Origin of the sequence: Halopseudomonas pertucinogena, from assembly GCF_014646575.1 — a bacterium.
Lineage (GTDB): Bacteria > Pseudomonadota > Gammaproteobacteria > Pseudomonadales > Pseudomonadaceae > Halopseudomonas > Halopseudomonas pertucinogena.
This window is the reverse complement of the sequence record NZ_BMNN01000002.1, coordinates 126,466-150,532: the sequence shown is the minus strand read 5'-3', so window position 1 is coordinate 150,532 and position 24,067 is coordinate 126,466. Positions and strand designations below refer to the sequence as shown.

General features: G+C 64.3%; 15 protein-coding genes and 1 pseudogene. 9 read left to right on the top strand and 7 right to left on the bottom strand.

Annotated elements, in window-relative coordinates; genetic code table 11:
• Positions 1-83 precede the first annotated feature (83 nt).
• The 5 genes from IEW63_RS05910 to IEW63_RS05890 all read left to right on the top strand — a co-directional run bounded on the left by IEW63_RS05910 (position 84) and on the right by IEW63_RS05890 (position 7,677).
• Positions 84-356, top strand: coding sequence for a YeaC family protein (locus IEW63_RS05910; RefSeq protein WP_188635691.1), 273 nt, complete (start codon positions 84-86; stop codon positions 354-356).
• Entirely contained in the window at positions 356-1,189 is an 834-nt protein-coding gene (locus IEW63_RS05905) for a DUF2797 domain-containing protein (RefSeq protein WP_188635690.1), read from the top strand. Before IEW63_RS05910 ends, IEW63_RS05905 begins: the two co-directional genes overlap by 1 nt.
• A 10-nt stretch (positions 1,190-1,199) precedes the next feature.
• The gene (gene pepN / locus IEW63_RS05900) at positions 1,200-3,917 is read left to right on the top strand and encodes an aminopeptidase N (protein WP_188635689.1); all 2,718 of its coding nucleotides are present in this window, start codon (positions 1,200-1,202) and stop codon (positions 3,915-3,917) included.
• A 232-nt stretch (positions 3,918-4,149) separates the two neighbouring features.
• On the top strand, positions 4,150-5,268 hold the full coding sequence (locus IEW63_RS05895) for a YCF48-related protein (RefSeq protein ID WP_188635688.1): 1,119 nt from the start codon (positions 4,150-4,152) through the stop codon (positions 5,266-5,268).
• A 57-nt stretch (positions 5,269-5,325) separates the two neighbouring features.
• Complete coding sequence (locus IEW63_RS05890; RefSeq protein WP_188635687.1) at positions 5,326-7,677, top strand: efflux RND transporter permease subunit; 2,352 nt, start codon at positions 5,326-5,328, stop codon at positions 7,675-7,677.
• Positions 7,678-7,980: 303 nt separating this feature from the next.
• Here IEW63_RS05890 and IEW63_RS05885 read toward each other — a convergent pair whose 3' ends face one another.
• From IEW63_RS05885 to IEW63_RS05860, 6 genes are read right to left on the bottom strand one after another with little or no spacing between them, the layout of a single operon-like run.
• On the bottom strand, positions 7,981-9,648 hold the full coding sequence (locus tag IEW63_RS05885; protein WP_188635686.1) for a BatD family protein: 1,668 nt from the start codon (positions 9,646-9,648) through the stop codon (positions 7,981-7,983).
• The gene (locus IEW63_RS05880) at positions 9,645-11,438 is read right to left on the bottom strand and encodes a VWA domain-containing protein (RefSeq protein ID WP_188635685.1); all 1,794 of its coding nucleotides are present in this window, start codon (positions 11,436-11,438) and stop codon (positions 9,645-9,647) included. Before IEW63_RS05880 ends, IEW63_RS05885 begins: the two co-directional genes overlap by 4 nt.
• The gene (locus IEW63_RS05875) at positions 11,431-12,429 is read right to left on the bottom strand and encodes a vWA domain-containing protein (RefSeq protein ID WP_188635684.1); all 999 of its coding nucleotides are present in this window, start codon (positions 12,427-12,429) and stop codon (positions 11,431-11,433) included. The genes IEW63_RS05880 and IEW63_RS05875 overlap by 8 nt, the downstream gene beginning before the upstream one ends.
• The gene (locus IEW63_RS05870) at positions 12,416-12,877 is read right to left on the bottom strand and encodes a DUF4381 domain-containing protein (protein ID WP_188635683.1); all 462 of its coding nucleotides are present in this window, start codon (positions 12,875-12,877) and stop codon (positions 12,416-12,418) included. Before IEW63_RS05870 ends, IEW63_RS05875 begins: the two co-directional genes overlap by 14 nt.
• On the bottom strand, positions 12,877-13,806 hold the full coding sequence (locus IEW63_RS05865; protein ID WP_229710360.1) for a DUF58 domain-containing protein: 930 nt from the start codon (positions 13,804-13,806) through the stop codon (positions 12,877-12,879). The genes IEW63_RS05870 and IEW63_RS05865 overlap by 1 nt, the downstream gene beginning before the upstream one ends.
• A 4-nt stretch (positions 13,807-13,810) precedes the next feature.
• The gene (locus IEW63_RS05860) at positions 13,811-14,770 is read right to left on the bottom strand and encodes an AAA family ATPase (RefSeq protein WP_188635681.1); all 960 of its coding nucleotides are present in this window, start codon (positions 14,768-14,770) and stop codon (positions 13,811-13,813) included.
• Positions 14,771-14,910: 140 nt separating this feature from the next.
• On the opposite strand from IEW63_RS05860, the gene IEW63_RS05855 reads away from it, so the two are divergent.
• The 3 genes and pseudogenes from IEW63_RS05855 (at position 14,911) to IEW63_RS05845 (ending at position 21,310) form a co-directional block, all read left to right on the top strand.
• Positions 14,911-19,743: an NAD-glutamate dehydrogenase gene (locus tag IEW63_RS05855; protein WP_188635680.1), complete on the top strand. Its 4,833-nt coding sequence runs from the start codon at positions 14,911-14,913 to the stop codon at positions 19,741-19,743.
• Between the two features lie 3 nt (positions 19,744-19,746).
• Positions 19,747-19,965 (top strand): annotated as a pseudogene (locus tag IEW63_RS14635) (DUF2835 domain-containing protein); the annotation flags it as partial.
• Between the two features lie 328 nt (positions 19,966-20,293).
• Positions 20,294-21,310, top strand: coding sequence for a quinone-dependent dihydroorotate dehydrogenase (locus IEW63_RS05845; protein ID WP_188635678.1), 1,017 nt, complete (start codon positions 20,294-20,296; stop codon positions 21,308-21,310).
• Between the two features lie 93 nt (positions 21,311-21,403).
• Here IEW63_RS05845 and rmf read toward each other — a convergent pair whose 3' ends face one another.
• The gene (rmf, locus tag IEW63_RS05840) at positions 21,404-21,619 is read right to left on the bottom strand and encodes a ribosome modulation factor (protein ID WP_188635677.1); all 216 of its coding nucleotides are present in this window, start codon (positions 21,617-21,619) and stop codon (positions 21,404-21,406) included.
• Positions 21,620-21,879: 260 nt separating this feature from the next.
• Here rmf and rlmKL point away from each other — a divergent pair, with 260 nt between their 5' ends.
• Positions 21,880-24,063: a bifunctional 23S rRNA (guanine(2069)-N(7))-methyltransferase RlmK/23S rRNA (guanine(2445)-N(2))-methyltransferase RlmL gene (gene rlmKL, locus IEW63_RS05835; RefSeq protein ID WP_188635676.1), complete on the top strand. Its 2,184-nt coding sequence runs from the start codon at positions 21,880-21,882 to the stop codon at positions 24,061-24,063.
• Positions 24,064-24,067 lie beyond the last annotated feature (4 nt).

Below are 24,067 nucleotides of genomic sequence, written 5' to 3'. Positions count from 1 at the left end.
GGCCGCCCCGGTGATTCCACCGGTCTGGCTCGCTTGCGGGATGGTACAATGCCCCGCATTGCCAACCAGTCTCCGGAGTTTTCATGAACGACTTCATCAACATGCTGCGCAACATCTCGCCCGAGGTGTATCAGAGCCTGAAACAGGCGATCGAGCTGGGCAAGTGGTCGGACGGCCGCAAGCTGACTCAGGAGCAGAAGGAGTTGTCCCTGCAGGCGATCATTGCCTGGGAAATCGAGAACCTGCCCGAGGAAGAGCGTACCGGCTATATCGGCCAGAGCTGCAAGAACATGGCGAAGGCGCCGGCCAACCTGGATGAGTCGCTGTTCAGCGCGGCCAAGGGTACGCTGCACTGATGGCGTTGGTCAGCGGCGAGGGCAGTATCCGCAAGATGCTCGGAACCCTGGACGAACCCGTCCAGTACGCTTTACCCCTCGGCGAGCAGCAGCTGCCGCTCAACGAGTTGCTCGGGCGCACCATCCGTCTGGAGGCGCTGGGGCCTATCCACTGCACCCATTGCAACCGGCTCACGAAGAAGAGCTACAGCCAGGGCTTCTGCTTCCCCTGCATGAAGAAACTGGCGCAGTGCGATATCTGCATTGTCAGTCCGGAGCGTTGCCACTATGACCAGGGCACCTGCCGCGAGCCGGAGTGGGGCGACACATTCTGCATGACCGATCACATCGTCTATCTGGCCAATTCGTCCGGCCTGAAGGTGGGCATTACCCGGGCCAGCCAGGTGCCGACCCGCTGGATCGATCAGGGCGCCAGTCAGGCGTTGCCGATCCTGCGGGTGGCTACCCGTCAGCAGTCCGGGCTGGTGGAAGACCTGCTGCGGCAGCAGGTGGCGGACAAGACCAACTGGCGTGCCCTGCTCAAGGGTGAACCGGAGCCGATGGACCTGCTGGCCGAGCGCGACCGTCTGCTGGACGGTGCCCACGACGGTCTGCAGGAACTGCAGGCGCGCTTCGGCCTGCAGGCGATCCAGCCGCTGCCGGCGGCCGAGGTGCAGGAGATTCGCTACCCGGTTCTGGAATACAGTGAAAAACCGAAATCGGCCAACCTGGACAAGGAGCCGGTGCTGGAAGGCACCCTGCTCGGCATCAAGGGGCAATACCTGATGCTGGACACCGCTGTCATCAATATCCGCAAATATACCGCCTACACTATGGCATTCAGTGTGTCCTGAGGAGCCAAGCATGCGTACCGAACAACCCCAGACAATCTACCTCACGGACTATCGCCAGCCCGACTATCTGATCGACGAGACGCACCTGACCTTCGAACTGTTCGAGGACCATGCGCTGGTGCACAGTCGTCTGCTGGTGAGGCTTAATGACGGGCGTGCCGATGGCACGCTTTGTCGAGATGGAACTCGACACTCCACTACGGAGGGCCGAGTTCCATCTCGGCCAGTTGGGGTTGGGGCACCGCCGCTGGTCTTGCATGGCCAGGAGCTGGAGCTGGTCAGCGTGGCTATCAACGATCAGGCCATCGACTCATCCGACTACCAGGTCGATGAGCACAGTCTGACTCTGCACCCGCAAACAGCCGACTTCGAGCTTGCCATCACCACCCGTATCCAGCCGCAGAACAACACGGCGCTGGAAGGACTGTACAAGTCCGGGGGCATGTTCTGTACCCAGTGCGAGGCCGAGGGCTTCCGCAAGATCACCTACTATCTGGACCGGCCGGATGTGATGAGCCGCTTCACCACAACGGTGATGGCCGACCGGGGCGCGTATCCGATCCTGCTGTCCAACGGCAACCTGATTGCCAGCGGCGAGCACGAGGGCGGTCGGCACTGGGCCACCTGGGAAGATCCCTTCCCGAAGCCGTCCTACCTGTTCGCCTTGGTTGCCGGGGACCTGTGCCTGATTCAGGACAGCTACACCACCCTGAGCGGTCGGAAGATCGACCTGCGCATCTACGTCGAGCCGGAGAACCGCGAGCAGTGCGGCCACGCCATGGACAGCCTCAAGCGCTCCATGCGCTGGGACGAGGAAGTCTATGGCCGCGAATACGACCTGGACATCTTCATGATCGTTGCGGTGAACGACTTCAACATGGGCGCCATGGAGAACAAGGGGCTCAACATCTTCAACTCCAGCTGCGTGCTGGCGCACCCGGATACCGCGACCGACATGGCCTTCCAGCGGGTCGAGTCGGTGGTGGCGCATGAGTACTTCCATAACTGGTCGGGCAACCGGGTGACCTGCCGCGACTGGTTCCAGCTGTCGCTGAAGGAAGGCTTCACCGTGTTCCGCGATGCGGAGTTCAGCGCGGACATGAACTCGCGCACGGTCAAGCGCATCGAGGACGTCACCTTCCTGCGCGCCAACCAGTTCGCCGAGGACGCCGGCCCCATGGCCCATCCGGTGCGCCCCGAGTCCTATATGGAAATCTCCAACTTCTACACCCTGACCATCTACGAGAAGGGCGCGGAAGTGGTGCGGATGCTGCATACGCTGCTGGGGCCGGAGCGGTTCCGCAAGGGCACCGATCTGTATTTCGAGCGCCACGACGGGCAGGCGGTGACCTGCGATGATTTCGTGGCTGCGCTGGAAGACGCCAACGGCGTGGATTTCACCCAGTTCAAGCGCTGGTACAGCCAGGCCGGCACCCCGGTGCTGGAGGTGGAAGGCCGCTTTGATGCATCCAGCTCGACCTATGAGCTGCGCTGCCGGCAGAGCTGCCCGCCGACGCCGGGCCAGGCAGAGAAGCTGCCCTTCGTGATCCCGCTGCGCATGGCGTTGCTCAACGAGCGGGGCGAGGAGTTGCCGCTGCGCATGGGCGGCAGCGAGCTGGGTACCGAAACGGTTCTGGCCGTCACCGAGGCCGAGCAGGTGTTCGTCTTCGAGGGAGTGACGCAGGAGCCGCTGCCCTCGCTGCTGCGCGGCTTCTCGGCGCCGGTGAAACTGGTCTACCCCTTCAGTCGTGACGACCGGGTATTCCTCGCCATGCACGACCCGGACGGTTTCAACCGCTGGGAAGCGGCACAATCGCTGGCGGTGGACGTGCTGCAGGGGCTGGTGGAAATTCACCAGGCCGGCCGCCCGCTGTTACTGGATCAGCGCCTGCTGGAAGTGTATCGCCGGGTGCTGTCGGACACTGAACTGGATCCGGCTGTGGCGGCAGAGATCCTGCGCCTGCCGTCCGAGGCCTATCTGATCGAGCTGGCCGAGGTGGCGGATGTGGATGCCATCCACCATGTGCGCGAGACCGTGCGCAGGGAGCTGGCCACGGCGCTGGCGGAGCCGATGTGGGAGCGCTTCGAGTCGCTGGGCAGCACGGCGGAGCCCTGGAGTGCGGACGCGGCGAGCATGGCGCGGCGCAGTCTGCGCAATACCCTGCTTGGCTACCTGATGCTGACCGAGTCCAGCGCGGCCATGTCCGCCTGCGTGCGCCAGTTCGTCGAGGCCAGCAACATGACCGACCGCCAGGCAGCGCTGGTGGCGCTGGTGAATTCGTCGGACGAACAGCAGAAGCACGCTGCACTGCAGGAATTTGCCCAGCGCTGGGCGGACTATCCACTGGTGATGGATCAGTGGTTCAGCATCCAGGCCAGCAGTCCGCTGCCCGGCGGGTTGCAACGGGTGCAGGAACTGATGAAGCACCCTGCGTTCAACATCCGCAACCCGAACAAGGTGCGTTCGGTTATCGGGGCTTTTGCCAACAATAACCTGGTCAACTTCCATGCCGTGGACGGGGCAGGGTACCGGTTCCTTGCCGATCGGGTGATCGAGCTGAACAGACTGAACCCGCAGATCGCATCGCGGCTGATCACGCCGCTGACCCGGTGGCGCAAGTTCGATCCGGTGCGGCAGGAACTGATGAAAGGTGAATTGCAGCGTATTCTCGAGGCTGATGATCTCTCCCCGGACGTGTACGAAGTGGCCAGCAAGTCGCTGGCGTGATATCAATATGTCCCGCTGTGTAGGCGCAGCGGGACAACTCCTCTGTTTGTCTTGCCTGCGCTCGGACAGTCCCGTCCGCCTCTGCAGGTCCAGAAGCCTGCTCCCGGCGCGCGCGGTATGTTCCATGGTTAACAAAACATAACCAAGTCCAGTTGGCGGGTCTTGTCAATTCTGGATAGTATCGCCTGACCTGCCATAAGGCAGAGTTATATAAGAACAAAGGGGAAGGATTATGCACGAGCCGTTATCATGGCGCGTTTCCAGAAAATCTCTGTCATGCAGAATTGCATTGGCGCTGGGCCTCGCCAGCGCACTGTTCGTCGGCTCGTCTTCCGCTCTGGCGCAGACACAAGCTCCCAGCATTGAACTCAAACCAGCCATCATGTCGCTCAAGGCGAGCAGAACGCTCCTGCTTGACGTTGCGCATGCCGGTGATCGCCTTGTGGCCGTTGGGGCACGCGGGCATATCGTCTATTCCGATGACAATGGCGCAACCTGGCTCCAGGCCACGGTGCCGACGCGTCAGTTGCTCACCGCGGTCCACTTCGTCGACGCCAGCCATGGCTGGGCCGTCGGGCATGATTCGCTGGTATTGCACACGGCGGATGGGGGAGAGACCTGGGCAGTGCAGTACCGTGATCCCGAGCTCGAACAAATGGACGAAGGCTTCGGCTATCTGGAAAAGCCGCTGATGGATGTCTGGTTCCGTGATGCCAACACCGGCCTGGCTGCCGGTGCCTACGGTCTGCTGCTGCGTACCGATGATGGTGGCGAGACCTGGGATGACGTGTCCTTCGACGTGGATAACGAAGACGGTTTCCACTACAACGCCCTGGCCGCGATCAGGGACAGTGGTCTGTTCATGGTCGGCGAAATGGGCACCATGTACCGCTCCGCCGACTATGGCGATACCTGGGAAACGCTCGAGAACGGTCCTTATGACGGCTCCTGGTTTGGCGTGTCTGCCACAGGCGAACCAGGTGGCGTGATTGCCTGGGGCCTGCGTGGCAACGTGTTCCGTTCCGATGACTTCGGCGATACCTGGCAGGAAGTCACCCTGATGACTCCCAACAACGGACCTCTGGATTCCACTCTGGCAGGGGGTGGGCTGACGCCTGACGGGCGCCTGGTCATTGTCGGCGTCGGTGGTGTGGTTGCAATCAGTGAAGATGCCGGGCGCAGCTTCAACGTCCGCATCCGCAGCGACCGGGTTGCCCTGGCCAGTGCCACGGCTCTGGACGGTGATGACATATTGCTGGTAGGGCAGCGGGGTGCGGTGACAGCGGGCCCGGACGGGGCTGCGACCAGCACCGATGCGGTCGTGGTACCAGTGCCGGCGACAGAAGAATAACGATAAGCAACCGACCTACGTCTTGCTTCAATAAGAATTACACGCCAGGAGATTTTGATGTCCAGACATCATCAGGAAACCGCTCCGTTTGTCGAGCGGCTGATATTCAACAACCGGCTGGTGGTGCTGCTGCTGTTTGCGGCAATTACGCTGTTCATGGCCTTTCAGGCCTCCCAGGTGCGGCCGGTAACCAGCTTTGACAAGATGATCCCGCTGCAGCACCCGTGGATCGCCAACATGATCGAGCATCGGGACGACATGGCCAACCTGGGCAACTCCATCCGGATTGCCGTGGCCATCGAGGATGGCGACATCTTCTCGACCGAGTACATGGAAACCCTCAAGCGGGTCAACGACGAGGTGTTTTTCCTGCCCGGCGTCGATCGTGCCAACCTGCGTTCGCTGTGGACACCCAACGTGCGCTGGACCGAGGTCACCGAGTACGGCTTCGACGGCGGTCCGGTCGCGGACAAGCCCTCCTATCTGACCGAGGAGGATCTGGAAGACCTGCGGGTGAACATCCTCAAGTCCGGTGAAATCGGCCGTCTGGTGGCGAACAACTTCAAGTCCACCATCATCGAGGTGCCGCTGCAGGAGTCCTATCCCAATCCGGAGAACCAGGGTGAGTTGATCCAGCTGGATTACGGCGAGTTCTCCCGTCTGCTGGAAGAGAAGATCCGCAACGAGTTCCAGGGTGAGAATCCCAACATCAGCATTCACATCGTCGGCTTCGCCAAGAAGGTGGGTGATCTGATCGAAGGCATCGTCAAGGTGGTGATGTACTTCGGTGTTGCGCTGCTGATCACCTTTGCGTTGCTGCTGATCTTCACCCGTTGCCTGAAGAGCTCGCTGGTTACCCTGGCGTGTTCGGTAATCGCGGTCATCTGGCAGATGGGCCTGCTGCATACCCTGGGATACGGACTGGATCCCTATTCGATCCTGGTTCCCTTCCTGGTCTTCGCCATCGGTATTTCCCACGGCGTACAGATCATCAACGCCATGTCCATCGAGTCGATCACGGCTGACAGCGCCTATACCGCCGCCCGTCGTGCGTTCCGCTCACTGTACGTTCCCGGCATGGTGGCCCTGGTCTCCGACGGTGTCGGTTTCGCCACGCTGCTGCTGATCGAGATCGAAGTGATCCGCGAGCTGGGCATTGCCGCCTCCGTGGGTGTGGGTGTGATCATCCTGACCAACCTGGTGTTGCTGCCGACGCTGATGTCCTACATCGGTATCAGCAAGCGCGCGGTCGAGCGTAACCGTGACCTGAACTCGCGTCCCCAGCGCCTGTGGCGCGGTCTGTCGGGCTTCGCGCATCCTGCCGTTGCGCCGATTTCCGTGGTTATTGCCATCATTGCCTTCGCCTTCGGTATCTACCATGGCCAGAAGGTGGAGATCGGTGACCTGGATCCGGGTGCGCCCGAGCTGCATGCCGACTCGCGCTACAACCTGGATAACGATTTCATCATCCGCAACTACTCGACCAGCTCCGACGTACTGGTTGTCATGGTCAGCACGCCGCCGGAAATGTGTTCGGCGTATGAGACGATGGAAGCCATCGATCAGCTGGAGTGGCGCATGGCAAACCTGTCCGGCGTGCAGTCTGCCGTATCGCTGGTGACTGTTGCCAAGCAGGTGATCATGGGCAACAACGAGGGCAGCCTGAAATGGCAGACCCTGTCGCGTAACCAGGACAACCTGAACACGGCTATCAGCCGTGCGCCAGAAGGCATGTTCAATGCCAGCTGCTCCCTGGCGCCGGTCATGGTATTCCTGAACGACCACAAGGCCGAGACGCTCCAGCGTGTCACCGCTGAGGTGGAAGCGTTCGCGGAGGAGTACAACACCGAGAACCTGGAGTTCAAACTGGCTGCCGGTAACGCGGGTATCGAGGCTGCCACCAACGTGGTCATCGAGAAGTCCCAGATCAAGATGCTGATCACTGTGTACGTGGTGGTGATCCTGATGTGTCTGGCTACCTTCCGGTCGATCCCGGCGGTGCTCTGTATCATCATCCCGCTGGCGCTGACCTCTGTGCTGGCCAACGCGCTGATGGCGTTCCTGGGGATTGGCGTCAAGGTGGCGACCCTGCCGGTCATCGCGCTGGGTGTGGGTATCGGTGTGGACTATGGCATCTATATCTACAGTCGTCTGGAAACCTATCTGCGTCAGGGCCTGCCGCTGCAGGAGGCCTACTACGAGACCCTGAAGACCACGGGCAAGGCGGTTACCTTTACCGGCTTTACCCTGGCGATCGGTGTGGCGACCTGGATCTTCTCCGACATCAAGTTCCAGGCTGATATGGGCATCCTGCTGACCTTCATGTTCCTGTGGAACATGTTCGGAGCGCTGTGGCTGCTGCCGGCACTGGCACGCTTCCTGATCCGTCCGGAGAAGCTCCGCGACTGATCGAGCATCGGCTCCCACAATCCCCCGGCTGTTCGCAGTCGGGGGATTTTTTTTGCGAGCATGCGGCACCCCCCGCTGGCCGGGATGGAACCCGGCCCTCCAGATGGAGTGTCGAGTTCCACCTCGACAAAAGGGGGGGGGGCGAGGGCAACCCTGCTGGCCGGGATGGAACCCGGCCCTCCAGTATGGAATGTCGAGTTCCACCTCGACAAAAGGGGGCGAGGGTAACGCCCCTGGCCGGGATGGAACCCGGCCCTCCAGATGGAGTGTCGAGTTCCATCTCGACAAAAGGGGGCTGTTGTCTTACACCTCCGGGTAGAGGCTTTCCACTCTGGCCGCGCTGTCCTCTTCGGCCTCGCGTCGCTGGCTCTGGATGACCATGCGCACGGCGCGCCAGAGGGGTTTGCCGCGCCAGGTGTGGCGGGCCTGGCCGAACAGGCAGGCGTTGAGGTCGTCGAGGGCTTCTTCCAGTTCGATGTGGTTGTGACTGAGGCCGATCAGCCCTTCGCTGTGTTGTTGCCTCGCCCAGGCTTCCAGAGCCTTGCGCGCTTCGGCGGGGCGGTTGGTGCGGCAGGCGGCCTGCAGGTCGGCCAGGGGGTTGCCCTGTTGCTGGTCGTCGAAATGCTCTTCGGTTTCGGTCAGCTGATATTCCGCCAGCAGCTGCCGCGTGCGATACAGCAGGTACAGACAGCCTGCCAATCCCAGACCGAGCAGGGCGCAGGCGACCTGCCAGGGCCAGAGCAGCACCGGCGGGGCGGGCTGGGCGAAGCCTGCGGGCGTGCCGACGCTGGGGAAGTCCGCGTCCCGGCTGATATTGAGCACCACGCTGTCGAGACTGGCGGTTTCCAGCCTGTCCGCTTCGGTATTCCACCAGTGCACCGTCACGGGCGGGAGGGTCCAGGTGCCTTCCTGCAAGGCCACCAGCGCGGCGCTGTCATGCCGCGCGCCGCGTACGCCGTGGTCGCTCAGCTCGGTCTGCAGGTGAGGTTGATCCGAATACTGGCGCAGTTGCTGGTCCTGCGCGGCGTCCCCGCTCAGGCTCTGCAGCGCCGGCAGCTGGCTTGCGTTGAGACCTTCGGCAGCGAGGCTCAGGGTTCTGGTCAGCGGTTCGCCGCTGAACAGGTCGATACCCGGGTCCGGTTGCCAGGTCTGGGTCAGGGTCAGGCTGCGTGCCGGCAGCCAGGGGACACCAGCCGGGTATTCATCGGGAATCGGTCTGACCTGCAGGGTGATGCTCGGTGAGCGCACCTGCACCAGCCGCCCGCTGCGGGCACCGTTGCGACCGTTGCTGCCGGGCTGAAGGGCCGTGGCGCTGAACAGTTGCGAGGGGATATCCAGCTCGCCGCTGTGTTGCGGGAAGATGGCATAGCGCACCTCGATGACTCCGTGGCGTACGCCGTTGAGCAGCCGTTCGAAGTTGCGCGGTGCGCCGAGGCTTTCTACCCGGGCGTTGGGAATCTCCAGTCCGCTGAGGGTGGAGTCATCGAACAGCGATACCGAGTGGTAGATGCGCAGGGTAAGCAGCACCTGGGCCTGGACGTAGGGGGTCTCGGTATCCACTTCGCTGTCGATGAACACCGGTGCCAGCCGCGCACCGCGATCGGTAGCCGCCTGGTCGGCGGACAGCACATGCAGGCTGATCGGCTGGCTGCTGACGTCCCCGAGCTGGAGTGGCGGTATGACCACGTAGCCGGTGCGCAGTGGGGTGATGCTGATCACCCAGCGGGTCACCGGTGACGTACGGCCGTTGATCTGGCTGACCAGGCTGAGCTGGCGCGTGCCGTGCACCTCGAAGTGGGCTTCCAGCGGGGTCAGATCGAGTTCGCTGAGCCGGCCGGCGCTGGGTGTTTCCAGGGTGAGTTCCAGGCTCTCGCCTTCCACCAGCCGGGTACGTTCGACGCTGGCCTCAAGCGCGGCGTGGGCCAGTGGGCTGAGAAGGCTCAGCAGGAGTAGGATCAGCAGGCGAATCATGGGTTAGCGTCCTGTTGCTGTAGATGCTGATATAGGAATTTGCGGCGCAGCAGTTCGGCGGGGTCATCCGGGATTTCCAGCAGCCACTGGTCCAGTGCCGGCTGTTGTCCGCTGATACCGTTCCGTGGGCCGGCTACCTGGCCGTCGCCGGCCCGGCCGTCAGCTGCCTCGGTGCCACTACCTGCCGGCGCCTGCTCTCCGGCGGTGCCACTTCCTGCGGCGCCGCCATTGTTCGTGTTGCCGTTGCTGGCCGCTACGCCCGCGCTGGCTGAGGGGGCCGGCCCGGGGGCGGTCTGGCCTTCCGCCTCGCTGCCGGCCGTGCCGCCGGCGGGGGAGTCGGTGCCGTTGCCCTGGGCGCCGTTGGCTGTGTCGTCAGCCTGGCTGCCGGACTCCGGCGCGGCGGACTGCTGCTCCTCTGCCTGTTGGCGCAGCTGTTCGAGATAGTCCTCGATCAGCTTGCGATTGTGTCTTGCGCCGTGATGATCCGGTGCCAGGGTGAGGGTGTGCTCGTAGGCCTCCAGCGCCGCCGGGAGGTCCCCGGCCATGGCCAGCGCGGTGCCACGGTTGAAATGATGTGCAGGCTCATCCGGGTGGGCTCTGGCAAGATCCGCCCAGCCGTCGGCGGCCTGCTGGTACTCGCCGGCCTGATAGAGCGCCCAGTTGCGCCAGTGCGGGTCTTCGAAGCGCTCGGCGGCTTCGGCAGGTTGCTGATTCTGCAGCAGCGCCATGGCCTGTTGATCGGGCCGCTGCCACAGATCCTGCCATTGCAGCGCCTGGGCGTCAGCGGGCAGCAGGGCGGCGCACAGCAGCACACCCAGCCAGCCCCGCCGCGCTCCGAGGGCGGCGATGGGCAGCAGCAACAGAACCAGCCAGTGCCCATGGTCGCTTATCAGCGGGCGTACATCGGTGGTGGCGCCGGCCTGCCACGGTTGCAACAGATAATTCAGATCGCGGTGGCTGACGGTGATGTCATGGTAGCGCGCCCCGTGCTGGCGGCTCAGGCTGGCCAGCCGCTCGCTGTTCAGGCGCGGCAGCAGGATGCGCCCCTCGTCATCGCGCAGGAAGCCGCCCTCCACCAGCGGGACCGGCGCTCCGGAGCGGGTACCGACGCCGAGTATAGAGAGCTGCGAACCCAGCTCGGCGGCATGTTCGGCCAGCGCCTGTTGACCGGTGCGGTCCAGCCCGCTGGTGATCAGCAGTATCTGACTGCTGGCGCGGGGCAGCTGTTGCAGGGGCTGGCGAGCCAGACGCAGGGCGTCGTCCAGGGCCTGGCCATCGACCGGCATGATGCCTGGTTCCAGAGCGCCCAGCAGGTTGGTGAGCGTGGCGTGGTCGGTACTCAGAGGCGTGACCCGGTGCGCGCTGCCGGCATACACGATGAGCGACAGCTGGCTGCCGGGATAATCCTGCATCAGGCTGCGGATTTTCAGTCGCGCCCGCTCCAGCCGGTCCGGCGGCAGGTCGTTGGAGAGCATGTGCCGGGACAGGTCGAGCACTATCACCAGCGAGCGGTCTTCCACACGCAGGGGCTCGCTGGTGCTTTCCCGCGCGGGGCCGGCCAGGGCGAGGATCACCAGCAGCCAGGTAGTACCCAGTGCGATGAAGCGCAGACGCTGGCCACTGCCGGTCTGGCGTTGCAGCAGCCAGCCCTGCAGGGCGGGTGGCAGCAGCTGTTCCCATGCCGAATGACGCCAGCCATGGCGATAGAGCATGACCAGCAGCACCAGCGCCGGGATGAGCGCCAGCAGCCACCAGGGTCGCAACAGGGTGAAGCCGAACAGATCAGACATGCGCACGGCTCCGTTGCACGACACCCGCTGAAAGGCCCAGGCTCAGCAGGAGAGCCAGGCCCAGCGGCCAGGGGTACAGCGGGGTGGTCTGGCGGTCCGGCCGGCCGGGGCGCAGTGCCGGCTCCAGTTGGTCGAGCCGCTGATAAATGGCCTGCATGTCATCGCCGTTGCGGGCGCGGAAGTATTCACCGCCGGTGAGTTCGGCGATCTGCCGCAGGCTCTGCTCGTCCAGCTCGATGGAGGGGTCGGTCTGCAGACCGAAGCTGAGGGCGCCCGGCGGGGCGGTAACGTCCGCGCCGATGCCGATGGTGAAGATGCGAATACCATGCTCGGCCGCCAGTCGGGCTGCCCGCAGCGGGCTGACCGAACCGGCGGTGTTGGCCCCGTCGGAAATCAGTATCAGTACCCGGCTGGCGGCCGGTTCGGCCTGCAATCGCTTGATCGCCAGGCCGATGGCATCACCGATGGCTGTCTCCCGCCCGGCCAGACCGATGAAACTCTCATCCAGCCACTGGGCAACAGCCTCCCGATCATGGGTCAGCGGGGCCTGCACATAGGCCTGACTGCCGAACAGCACCAGCCCGATCCGGTCACCCCGGCGGCGTTCGATGAAGTCACCGAGCAGCGCCTTGACCAGGGTGAGGCGGTTGACCTCCTGGCCGTCCAGCTGCATGTCACGGAACTCCATGCTGCCGGACAGATCCACCGCCAGCATCATGTCGCGGCCGCTGGTGGCGGCGGGAAGCGCCTCACCCAGCAATTGGGGCCGTGCGGCGGCCAGTACCAGCAGCAGCCAGACCAGCAGCAGAGGCCAGCGCCGCCCGGGGACGGTGCTTTCTCCTGCCAGCGGCCGGATGCTCTGCAGCCTGTCCATGAACGTGACGTGCAGGGCGGCTGAGCGGGTCTGCGCCGGCGGCAGCCAGCGGCGATACACCCAGGGCAGCGGCAGCAGGAGAAAGCAGAGCGGCCAGGCGAATTCAAGGCTGTTCATGGCGCACCCATACTCGCAGTTCCCGCAGCAGGGCATCACGTTGCTCGGAGGTGAGGCTGGCGCTGGGCTTGTAAAGATCGGCAGCAAGTGGCTGCAGCGCCTCGCGGTTGCTGCCCGGACGACTGCACAGGTAGTCCAGCCAGGCTTCGCCGAACAGGCGGGTGGCATGCTCTTCGCCGCGCTGCCGGAGAATCTGCTTGAGATGAATATTGATCTCGGCCAGCCATTGGCGGTCCGGCAGTCCCGCCGGTATGTCGGCGAAGGTTTTCATGCTCCCGTGACCTGCGCGCCTGCGGTTGCGCCGGCGCCGTCTGCGCACCAGCCAGGGGCCGAGCAGCAACGCCAGCAGCACGGCTGCGACAAGTAGCCACCAGCCGGGAGCAGGGGGCCACCAGCTGATCGGCGCGGGCGCAGCCGGGGTAATCAACTGCTGCTGCAGTGCTTCCATCAGCTGCGCCTCCGGGCGTGCACCACCAGCAACTGCTGCAGCTGCGCGACCGCCGTGCGGCTGGTATCCAGCGGTTGCAGGCCGCAGTGCAAGCGACTGGCCAGACGCTGCCAGGCCTGCTGCCGGGCGAGGAACTGGGCGGCCCAGGCTTCCCGCAGGGCGGTGCCGGTGGTGTTCAGGGTCAGGCGCTGATCACCCTGGACGAATTCCAGCGCCGGGGCGCTGGGCAGGCTTGCTTCGAGGGCGTCGTACAGCGGCAGCAGGATCACATCGTTGTGCGAGGCCAGGGCGGTCAGCAGGGGCATGCTGACGGCGTCGACCGCGGCATGGTCGCACAGCAGGTACAGCACGCTGCCGGGGCGGATGATCTCCCGGCTGCGGCGCAACGCCAGGTTCAGGGGCTCGGCTGCACCGGCCCGATTGTCCGAATCCAGCGCATGGTTGGCCCTGAGCAGTTGCCCGAGCAATTGCAGGATCGCCCGCCGGCTGCGGCGCGGGCGCACCTCGTGGCAGGCGTCGTCATCGAACACCATGCCGCCGACCCGGTCGTTGTGGGCCAATGCCATCCAGGCGATCAGCGACGCGGCCTCCGCCGCGAGCACCGACTTGAAGCGCAGCCGGGTGCCGAAGAACAGGCGGGCGCTCTGCTCGCAGATGACGAACACCGGCCGCTCGCGCTCTTCGTTGAATACCTTGGTATGCGGCTTGCGGGTACGGGCGGTGACACGCCAGTCGATATTGCGGATGTCATCCCCGGGCTGGTAGAGGCGCACCTGGTCGAAGTCGATACCGCGGCCGCGCAGGCGTGACAGCTGCCGTCCGGCCTGCTGGCCCAGCTGCACCGGGCGCAGCGAGGCGGGCAGATCACGGCAGTGGCGGCGCATGTCGAGCAGCGCATCCAGGGCGGTATAGGCCGCGGGGGTGTCCATCGGCTCAGACCACCGCGACGGATTCGAGCAGCAGGGTAATGGCGCGGTCGGCATCGACCCCGGCCGCTTCGGCCTCGAAGCTCAGGATCAGGCGGTGGCGCAGCACATCATGCACGATGGCCTGCACATCCTCGGGGCTGACGAAGTCGCGACCGGCCAGCCAGGCATGGGCCCGGGCGCATCGGTCGAGGGCGATGGTACCCCGCGGACTGGCACCCAGCTGGATCCATTCGGCCAGTTGCGGGTTGTACATTTCCGGCCGGCGGGTGGCCATGACCAGCTGGATGAGATACTCCTCCACGGCGTCCGCCATGAACAGGCCGAGCACCTCCTGACGGGCCGCCAGAATGCTTTCCTGGCTGACCCGCTGGCTGATTCTTGGCTCGAAGCCCTTGGCTTCCCCGCGGGCAAGGTGCAGAATCTGCCGCTCCAGCGCGGCATCGGGGAATCCGATCAGCACATGCATGAGGAAACGGTCGAGCTGGGCTTCGGGCAGGGGATAGGTGCCTTCCTGCTCGAGGGGGTTCTGCGTGGCCATGACCATGAACAGCTCCGGCAGTGGCCAGGTTTCCCGGCCGATACTGACCTGGCGTTCGGCCATGGCCTCAAGCAGAGCGGACTGAACCTTGGCCGGCGCGCGGTTGATTTCGTCGGCCAATACTAGATGATGGAAGATCGGCCCCTGCTGGAAGCTGAAGCTGGCGGTCTCCGGACGGTAGATTTCCGTGCCGGTGATATCCGCAGGCAGGAGGTCGGGAGTGAACTGGATGCGATGAAAATCCGCTTCGATGGCTTCGGCCATGGTCTTGATGGCCTTGGTCTTGGCCAGCCCTGGCGCGCCCTCTACCAGCAGATGGCCGCCCGCGAGCAGGCAGATCAGCATGCGATCGATCAGGTGTTCCTGACCGAAGACCTGCTGAGTCATGTAGCTCTTCAATTGCAGCAGTGATGCGCGATGGGGCATGGTTCTTCCTTAATACACCGATGGTCTTCCTGCGATGCAGGTACTTTACCGAAAGTGTCTCGGCTGGACTAATCTGGAATCAATTCCGGACCATTTTTTTACTGCCGTAGCGGCCGCCGCTCGGTATGAGGGAGTGGGTTATGGGTTTTATCGTCGCCAGCAGCAAGGCGGAGCTGTTGCAGATCCTTCGCCAACGCGTGAAGGAGCTGGTCGACCCGACGGAGTCTGATGGGATTGGCGTCCTGGCGGGCGAGTTCTTCGGAATCACCCCGCTGGAAGAGCTGCAGGGCCGGCAGCAGAGCGAGTTGCTCGGCTGTCTGCGCTCCGCGTGGCGGTTGCTGCAGGAGTTCGACCGCACCGGCAGCAAGCTGCAGATATTCAACCCGACGATCGAGACCCACGGCTGGCAGTGCGCCCATACGGTGGTGCAGCTGGTGCATGCGGACATGCCGTTTCTGGTGGATTCGGTGCGCATCGAGTTGCAACGTCAGGGGTTTGCCATTCAGCGCCTGCATAATAGCGTATTCACGGTGGAACGTGACGAACATGGCAGGCTGCTCGAACTGCACCCGGCGGACAACACCGACCGCGGGCTGGCCAGCGAGTCGGTCATGCATATCGAGATCGATCGCTGTACCACCCCGGCGGCGCTGAGCGCGTTGCAGAGCGGGCTGCGCGACGCGCTCGGGCAGGTCGAGGCGGTGGTGACCGACCATGGGCCGATGCGGGCCCGGGTCGAGGCCCTGATCGCTGATCTTGACGGTGCCGCGTTCGACTGGTTCGACGCGGGGGAGCGGGAGGAGGTCGGCGATTTTCTGCAATGGCTGCTGGACGACAATTTCATCTTCCTCGGCTACGAACGCTTCACCATCGCCGACGACCGCCGGCTGGACATCCAGACCCGGCACAGCCTTGGCAATGCGCCGCTGCTGCCCGCCGATGAATTCACCAGCGCCCTGCCTGCCAGCCTGCTCGAATACCTGCGCCAACCCCTGCTGCTGTCCTTTGCCAAGGCACCCCAGGCCAGCCGTGTACACCGCGCGGCCTATCCCGATTATCTGTCCATCCGTGAAGTCGATGCCGAGGGCCGCGTGCTGCTCGAGCATCGCTTCAGCGGTTTCTATACCACCCGCGTGTACGCCGCGGATGTCCTGAGCATTCCCTGCCTGCGCCGCAAGGTGCAGCGGGTGCGCGAGCGGTCGGGCCTGTTGCCCGGCAGCCATCTGTACAAGGAGCTCAGCCAGGTGCTGCAGGAGCTGCCGCGGGATGACCTGTTCCAGGTCTCCGAGCAGGAGCTTGCCGACACGGCGCTGCGCATTGTGCAGATTCAGGAGCGCAACCTGGTGCGGCTGTTTGTACGCCGCGGCAGTTATGGCTGCTTCTATTACTGTCTGGTGTATGTGCCCAGAGATATTTATTCCACTGCCACGCGGATGAAGATCCAGCAGGTTCTGATGGACCGGCTGGGTGCGACCGCCAGTGAATTCTGGACCCTGTTTTCCGACTCAAACCTTGTGCGAGTGCAGTTCATCCTGAACGTAGACCCGCGCCAAACTCTGGAGATTAGTGCTCTGAAACTACAAGACGAAATAATTCAGGCCAGCCGCGGTTGGACTGACGACCTGGGTGAACAACTGCAGGAAACCCTGGGCGAAGCCCGGGCCCGTGAGGTACTGAGCCAGTTCGGCCGGGGCCTGCCACCGGGATACAGCAACCGCTTCACGCCCGAGACCGCCGTGGTGGATCTTCAGCACCTGCTGGAGCTGGATGCGGACAACCCGCTGGCCATGAGTTTCCACCAGCGGCTGGATGGTGATTCCGGCCTGCTGCATTGCAAGCTGTACCATTTCGGCGGCTCGCTGCCGTTGTCCGATGTCATGCCGATCCTCGACAACCTGGGGCTGCGGGTGCTCGGTGAGTTCCCCTTCCAGTTGACCCGGGCCGATGGCCAGACCTACTGGATTCACGACTTCGTGTTCGCCAATGCGCTGGATGCGGAGATGGACATCGCCGATGTCAACGACCTGTTCCGCGAGGCGTTCACCGCCATCTGGAATGGCAAGGCCGAGAACGACGGCTTCAACCGGCTGATCCTGCTGGCGGGTATCCACTGGCGCGAGGCGGCGCTGCTGCGCGCGCTGGCGCGCTACATCAAGCAGATCCGCATGGGCTTCGAGCTGCCCTACATTGCCGCTACCCTGGCCAACCACGCGCCGGTGGCACGGGAGCTGGTGCGGTTGTTCCGGACCCGCTTCCTGCTGGCACGCAAGGCCACCGCCGGGGAGCTGGAGGAGAAGCTGGAGCAGGCCATCCTCGCCGCCCTTGACAACGTCGCGGTGCTGAACGAGGACCGCATCCTGCGCCGCTATCTGGATCTGATCAAGGCAACCCTGCGCACCAACTTCTATCAGACCGAGGCCAATGGCGAGCCGAAGGACTACTTCAGCCTGAAGTTCGACCCCCATGCCATCCCCGAGCTGCCGCTGCCGCGGCCGATGTACGAGATCTTCGTCTATTCGCCGCGGGTCGAGGGTGTGCACCTGCGTGGCGGCAAGGTGGCCCGTGGTGGACTGCGCTGGTCCGACCGCGAGGAGGACTACCGTACCGAGGTGCTGGGCCTGACCAAGGCGCAGCAGGTCAAGAACTCGGTGATCGTCCCGTCGGGTGCCAAGGGCGGTTTCGTACCGCGCCGACTGCCCCACGATCAGGGCCGCGATGCGGTGCAGCAGGAGGCGATCGCGTGCTATCGCATCTTCATCCGCGGGCTGCTGGACGTGACCGACAACCTGGTGAACGGCGAGGTGGTGCCGCCGCAGCAGGTCATCCGTCACGACGGGGACGACTATTACCTGGTAGTGGCCGCCGACAAGGGCACCGCGACCTTCTCCGACATTGCCAACGGCATCGCCGAGGAATACGGCTTCTGGATGGGTGACGCCTTCGCCTCCGGCGGCTCGGTGGGCTACGACCACAAGGGCATGGCGATCACCGCCCGAGGGGCCTGGGTGTCCGTGCAGCGCCACTTTCGCGAGCTGGGCATCGATGTGCAGCGTGACCCGGTGACCGTCATCGGCATCGGCGACATGAGCGGTGACGTGTTCGGCAACGGCCTGCTGCGTTCGCGCTCGGTGCGTTTGCTGGCGGCGTTCAACCATCTGGAAATCTTCATCGACCCGAACCCGGCCGATGCCGGGGCCGCCTTCGATGAGCGTCAGCGCCTGTACAACACGCCGCGGTCGGGCTGGTCCGATTACAACACGGAGCTGATCTCCGAGGGCGGTGGGGTATTCTCCCGGCAGCTCAAGCAGATCACCCTGAGCCCGCAGATCAAGGAGGTCTTCGACATTGCCGAGGATCAGCTGACCCCCACCGAGCTGATCAACCGGCTGCTCAAGGCGCCGGTGGACCTGCTGTGGAACGGCGGGATCGGCACCTACATCAAGGGCAGCAGCGAAAGCCATGCGGACGTCAGCGACAAGGCCAACGACGGCCTGCGCGTTAATGGCAACGAGCTGCGCGTCCGGGTGATAGGCGAGGGCGGCAACCTGGGCATGACCCAGCTGGGCCGCATCGAGTACAGCCTCAAGGGCGGCGCCTGCAACACCGACTTCATCGATAACGCAGGTGGGGTCAGTTGCTCCGACCAGGAAGTGAACATCAAGATCCTGCTCAACCAGCTGGTGGCCGACGGCGACATGACCCTCAAGCAGCGCAACAGTCTGCTGGTGGACATGACCGATGAAGTGGCGGAGCTGGTGCTTGACAGCAACTACAAGCAGACCCAGGCCATCAGCCTGGCCCAGGGCCAGGCGGCGCATACCATGGTCGAGTACCGCCGCTTCATCAACTCGATGGAGGCCGCCGGCAAGCTGGACCGCGCGCTGGAGGCGCTGCCGTCCGATGAGCAGCTGGCCGAGCGGGCCGCCAACGGCCAGGGGCTTACCCGGCCAGAACTGGCGGTGCTGGTCAGCTACGCCAAGGCTGATCTGAAGGAGCGGCTGGTCGACACCAGCGCGCCGGATGATGCCTGGATCGGCCGCGAGCTGTTCAAGGCGCTGCCGCCGAAGCTGGTGGCCGAACACGGCGAGGCCGTGGCCAACCACAAGCTGCGCCGGGAGATCATCGCCACCCAGCTGGCCAACAACCTGGTCAACCACATGGGCATCACCTTCCTGCGGCGGCTGGAGCAGTCCACCGGTGCCAGCGCAGGGCAGATCGTCACGGCCTATGTGGTGGCGCGGGACGTGTTCCGGTTGATGGAAGCGTTCGACAGCATCGAGCAGCTGGATAATCAGCTGCCTGCGGCGGTTCAGCTGGAGCTGATGCAGGAGCTGGTGCGACTGGCCCGCGGTGCGACCCGCTGGTTCATCCGCCGGCGCGGTCCCGAGCTCAACGCCACTGAGGAAGTCGAGCACTTCGCGCCGCTGATCCAGAGCCTGAACGCCGGCTTCGAGAGCATGCTGGAAGGGTCGGTGAAGGCGCTGTGGCAGGAGCGCTACGATCAGTTCATCGCAGCCGGTGTGCCGGAGGCCATCGCCCGCCAGGTGGCGGCCACGGTGCACTTCTACACCATGCTGGGGGTGATCCACGCCGCCGACGCCACCGGTCAGCCGGCGGAGAAGGTCGCCCAGGTGCTGTTTGCCCTTGGCAGCGAGCTGCAATTGCCCTGGCTCAGCGAGCAGATCAACGCGCTGCCGGCCAATTCCCAGTGGCAGGCCCTGGCCCGGGAAGCCTACCGCGATCAGCTGGAAAGCTATCTGGGCGTGATGACCACTGCGCTGCTGCAGAAGGGGCATGCCGATGCCTCGGCGGCGGAGCTGGTGGACAGCTGGCGCGAGCAGAACCGGACGCTGGTACAGCGCTGGGAAGCCCTGCTGGGTGAGCTGCGCAGCGTCGGCACCAGCGACTACCCGATGATCGCCGTCGCCATGCGCGAGCTGGGTGACCTGAGCGGCAATGCCAGCCAGGGCTGAGCCATGCAGCGGCTGATCGTCGATCTGGCACTGCCCGCAGAACGCTACCTGGCCTGGTACCGAGGCCAGGCCGGGCGCGTTCTGCTGCACGCCAGAGACGGCCGCAGCATCAGCCTCCCGGCCCACCACCTGCGCCGCTTCCTGAAACACGAAGGGGTGTATGGCAGCTTTGTGCTCACCTTTACCGGTGAGGGCAAGCTGGTGTCGCTGGAGAGGTTGGAGGGGGAGCGGCGGGCAGGGGCCTCGGTGCCTGCCCACCGCCATCGCCCCGAGGTCGGGGCTCCTACAAAAGCCCTGGGTTCGCCCCGGGGTCGGGGCTCCTGCAAAAGCCCTGGGTTCGCCCCGAGGTCGGGGCTCCTGCAAAAGCCCTGGGTTCGCCCCGAGGTCGGGGCTCCTACAAAAGCTCTGGGTTCGCCCCGAACTGTGGGAGCCCCGACCTCGGGGCGATTGGGCTGCGCAGCAGCCCCCATGGCTCGGTGGCGTCATGGCCCTCGGTCCCCTGTGCTGAATACGTTATACTCCGCCCTGCATTTTCTACCGGGGCATTCCGATGTATTCCAACCTGCGTTCCCTGATGTTCCGCCTGCCGGCGGAGACTTCCCATGATCTGGCACTCGATCTGCTTGGTGCTGCCGGGCGGTTGCGGCTGGCCTCCCGGCTGGCGCGGCCGGTGCCTTCGCATCCGGTGCAGGTGCTGGGCATGACCTTCGACAATCCGGTCGGGCTGGCGGCGGGTCTGGACAAGAATGCAGTGGCGGTCGACGGCCTGGCGGGCCTGGGCTTCGGTTTCATCGAGGTGGGCACCGTCACGCCCCGGCCCCAGGCCGGCAACCCGAAGCCCCGGCTGTTTCGCCTGCCTGAGGCCAACGCCATCATCAACCGCATGGGTTTCAACAACCTGGGTGTGGATGCGCTGGTGGAGCGGGTTGCCCGCGTGCGTTTCAAGGGCCCGCTGGGTATCAACATCGGCAAGAATGCCTCGACCCCGGTGGAGCAGGCGGTCGACGACTACCTCTACTGCCTGCGCCGGGTCTATGCCCATGCCAGCTACGTTACCGTCAACCTGTCCTCACCCAATACCCCGGGGCTGCGGACGCTGCAGTACGGCGACACGCTCAAAGAGCTGCTGGGCCAGATCAAGGCCTGTCAGCAGCAGCTGGCCGCCGAGCAGGGCCGCTATGTACCGATTGCCATCAAGATCGCGCCAGACATGACTCCAGAGGAGCTGGCGCTGGTCGCGCGCACCCTGGTCGAGCAGGGTATGGACGCGGTGATTGCCACCAACACCACCCTGGACCGCACTCTGGTCGAGGGCATGGAACACGCGCAGGAGGCGGGCGGGCTGTCGGGTGGGCCGCTGACCGAGGTATCCACCGAGGTGATCCGGGTGCTGGCGGCAGAACTGAAGGGGCAGTTGCCGATCATCGGTGCCGGCGGGATTCTCACCGGCGCAGATGCCGCCGCCAAGATTGCTGCGGGGGCCAGCCTGGTGCAGCTGTACAGCGGCTTCATCTATCGTGGCCCGGAGCTGATCCGCGAATGTGTGGATGCGATTTCGGCTATCTGAAATGAATGGCCCCCGGTGATGTTCCGGGGGCCTGGGCCTCGCAGGCCCGACGCTTGGAGTAAGCGCCCTGGGAGAAAAGGGGTGCTGGGGGAGTTACCCTACTGCGCGCATCTCGTTTAGTCGATGCACACCTGAAATACCGGTATAGCCTGCCCAGTGGTCTGCTCTGCCTTCACGCCAGCCATTGATCCAGTTCTGTCTGGTGGCGCTACTGGTGAAAGGACAGGAATCCTGAGACTTGCCTTGAACGCCGTTCTGATATCCGCGCAAAAATGCTCGTTCCATCGGATCACGCTTTAGTCTTCTCATAAGGTACAGCCCTCTTGTGGTAGAACACCCGAGCCGCGATGTGCGCTCGGTCAAGGGTGCAGGCATAGGCCTGCACCGACGCCGGAATTGCTCCGGCGCCCGGGGTGCGCGCAATGGGCGCCACCCCTTGTTTGATGTAACCACCTGGGACTGTTGTACCCTATTGCCACAGGTTCACAAAGACCGAATTGGCATATGAAAGGTACCCTTAGACCTGTAGGTTGCAACCAAAATGTCACATAACGACGGAAATCAATCAGATGCGCGACACCTTTGAATTTTTTATCACCTGTCCGAAGGGCATCGAGGGGCTGCTGCTCGATGAGGTGCGCGTGCTGGGTGCCGAGTCGGCAAAGGAAACCCTGGCCGGCGTCTATGCAAGCGGAACGATCGAGCTGGGTTATCGTCTGTGCCTGTGGTCGCGCCTGGCCAACCGGGTTCTGCTGATTCTGCATCGCTTTCCGGCCGGCGATGCACAGGGGCTGTATGACGGCGTGGCGCAGATCGACTGGGCGGACCATCTGGCCAGCGACGGTACCCTGGCGGTGGATTTCACCGGCCAGCTTCCGGGCGTGGACAATACCCACTTCGGTGCGCTGCGGGTCAAGGATGCGATTGTGGACAGGCTGCGCACCCCGGCGGGCGTACGGCCGTCGGTGGACAAGAACAGTCCGCACCTGCGGGTGAATGTGCATTGCCGTAACGGCGAAGTGCAGCTGGCGCTGGACCTGTCCGGCAACAGCCTGCACCAGCGGGGTTACCGGTTGCAGCAGGGCGCCGCGCCGCTGAAGGAGAACCTGGCGGCGGCGGTACTGATCCGCGCGAACTGGCCGGCGCTGGCGGCGCAGGGCGCAGCGCTGGCCGACCCGATGTGCGGCTCGGGTACCTTTCTGGTGGAGGCGGGCCTGATGGCAGCCGACGTGGCGCCCAACCTGCACCGCAAGCACTGGGGCTTCAGCCGCTGGCTGCAGCATGTACCGGCGATGTGGCAGCGGCTGCTGAACGAAGCGGAGCAGCGGGCAGCGGCCGGACTGGCGCGTCCCCCGCTGTGGATTCGTGGTTACGAGGCGGACCCGCGGCTGCTGCAGCCGCTGCGCAACAATATCCAGCGGGCAGGGCTGGCGGAATGGGTGAAGGTGTATCAGGGCGAGCTGGCGACCTTCGCGCCGAACCCGGATCGCGGCCAGACCGGGTTGATCGTCTGCAATCCGCCCTATGGTGAGCGCCTGGGCGAGGCGGCCAGTCTGGTCTACCTGTACCAGAAGCTGGGCGAGGTGCTGCGTCGGGAATGCACCGGCTGGCAGGCAGCAATCTTCACCGGCAACCCCGAGCTCGGGCGGCGCATGGGGATTCGCAGTCACAAGCAGTATTCCCTGTTCAACGGTGCCTTGCCGTGCAAGCTGCTGATGATGGATCTTCAGCCCGAGCGCTATATTACCGGCGACGCCGCGGCAGGCCGCAGTGAACAGGGGGACCCGGCCGCACCGGCTGCCGAGGCCCGGCTCAGCGAGTCGGCGCAGATGTTTGCCAACCGCCTGAAGAAGAACCTGAAGACCCTGGGCAAATGGGCGCGGCAGCAGAACATCAGCTGCTATCGGCTGTATGACGCGGACATGCCGGAGTTTGCCGTGGCCATCGATCTGTATGATGGCTGGGCCCACGTGCAGGAGTATGCGGCGCCGGCCAGCGTCAGCGAGGACAAGGCCCAGGCACGGCTGCAGGATGTGCTGGTGGCGTTGCCCCAGGTGCTGGATATCCCCTCCGAACGGGTGGTGCTCAAGCAGCGCCAGCGCCAGACCGGCAAGCAGCAGTACGAACGCATGGCCCAGCGTGGCGAGTTCATGACGGTGCAGGAAGGGCAGGTGAAGCTGCTGGTCAACCTGACCGATTACCTGGATACCGGGCTGTTTCTGGATCACCGTCCGATACGCCTGCGCATCGCCTCGGAGGCCCGCGGCAAGCGCTTCCTCAATCTGTTCTGCTATACCGCCAGTGCCACCGTGCACGCTGCGGTCGGCGGCGCGCGGCGTACCACCAGTGTGGATCTGTCCAGGACCTATCTGGACTGGGCGCGGCGCAATCTCTCGCTCAATGGGTTGTCCGATCTGCACCAGCTGGTGCAGGCCGATGTGATGACCTGGCTGGCGGCGGATCGGGGCGAATATGACCTGATCTTCATCGACCCGCCGACCTTCTCCAATTCCAAGCGCATGGATGACGTGTTCGATGTGCAGCGCGACCATGTGCAGCTGCTGGACATGGCCATGGCCCGGCTGGCACCGGGTGGGGTGCTGTATTTCTCCAACAATTTCCGACGGTTCCGGCTGGATGCGGGGTTGGAGGAGAGGTATCGGGTGGAGGATATATCGGCGCAGACGCTGGATAGGGATTTTCAGCGCAATGCGAGGATACACCGGACCTGGCGGATTGAGCGGTTGGGGTAACAGA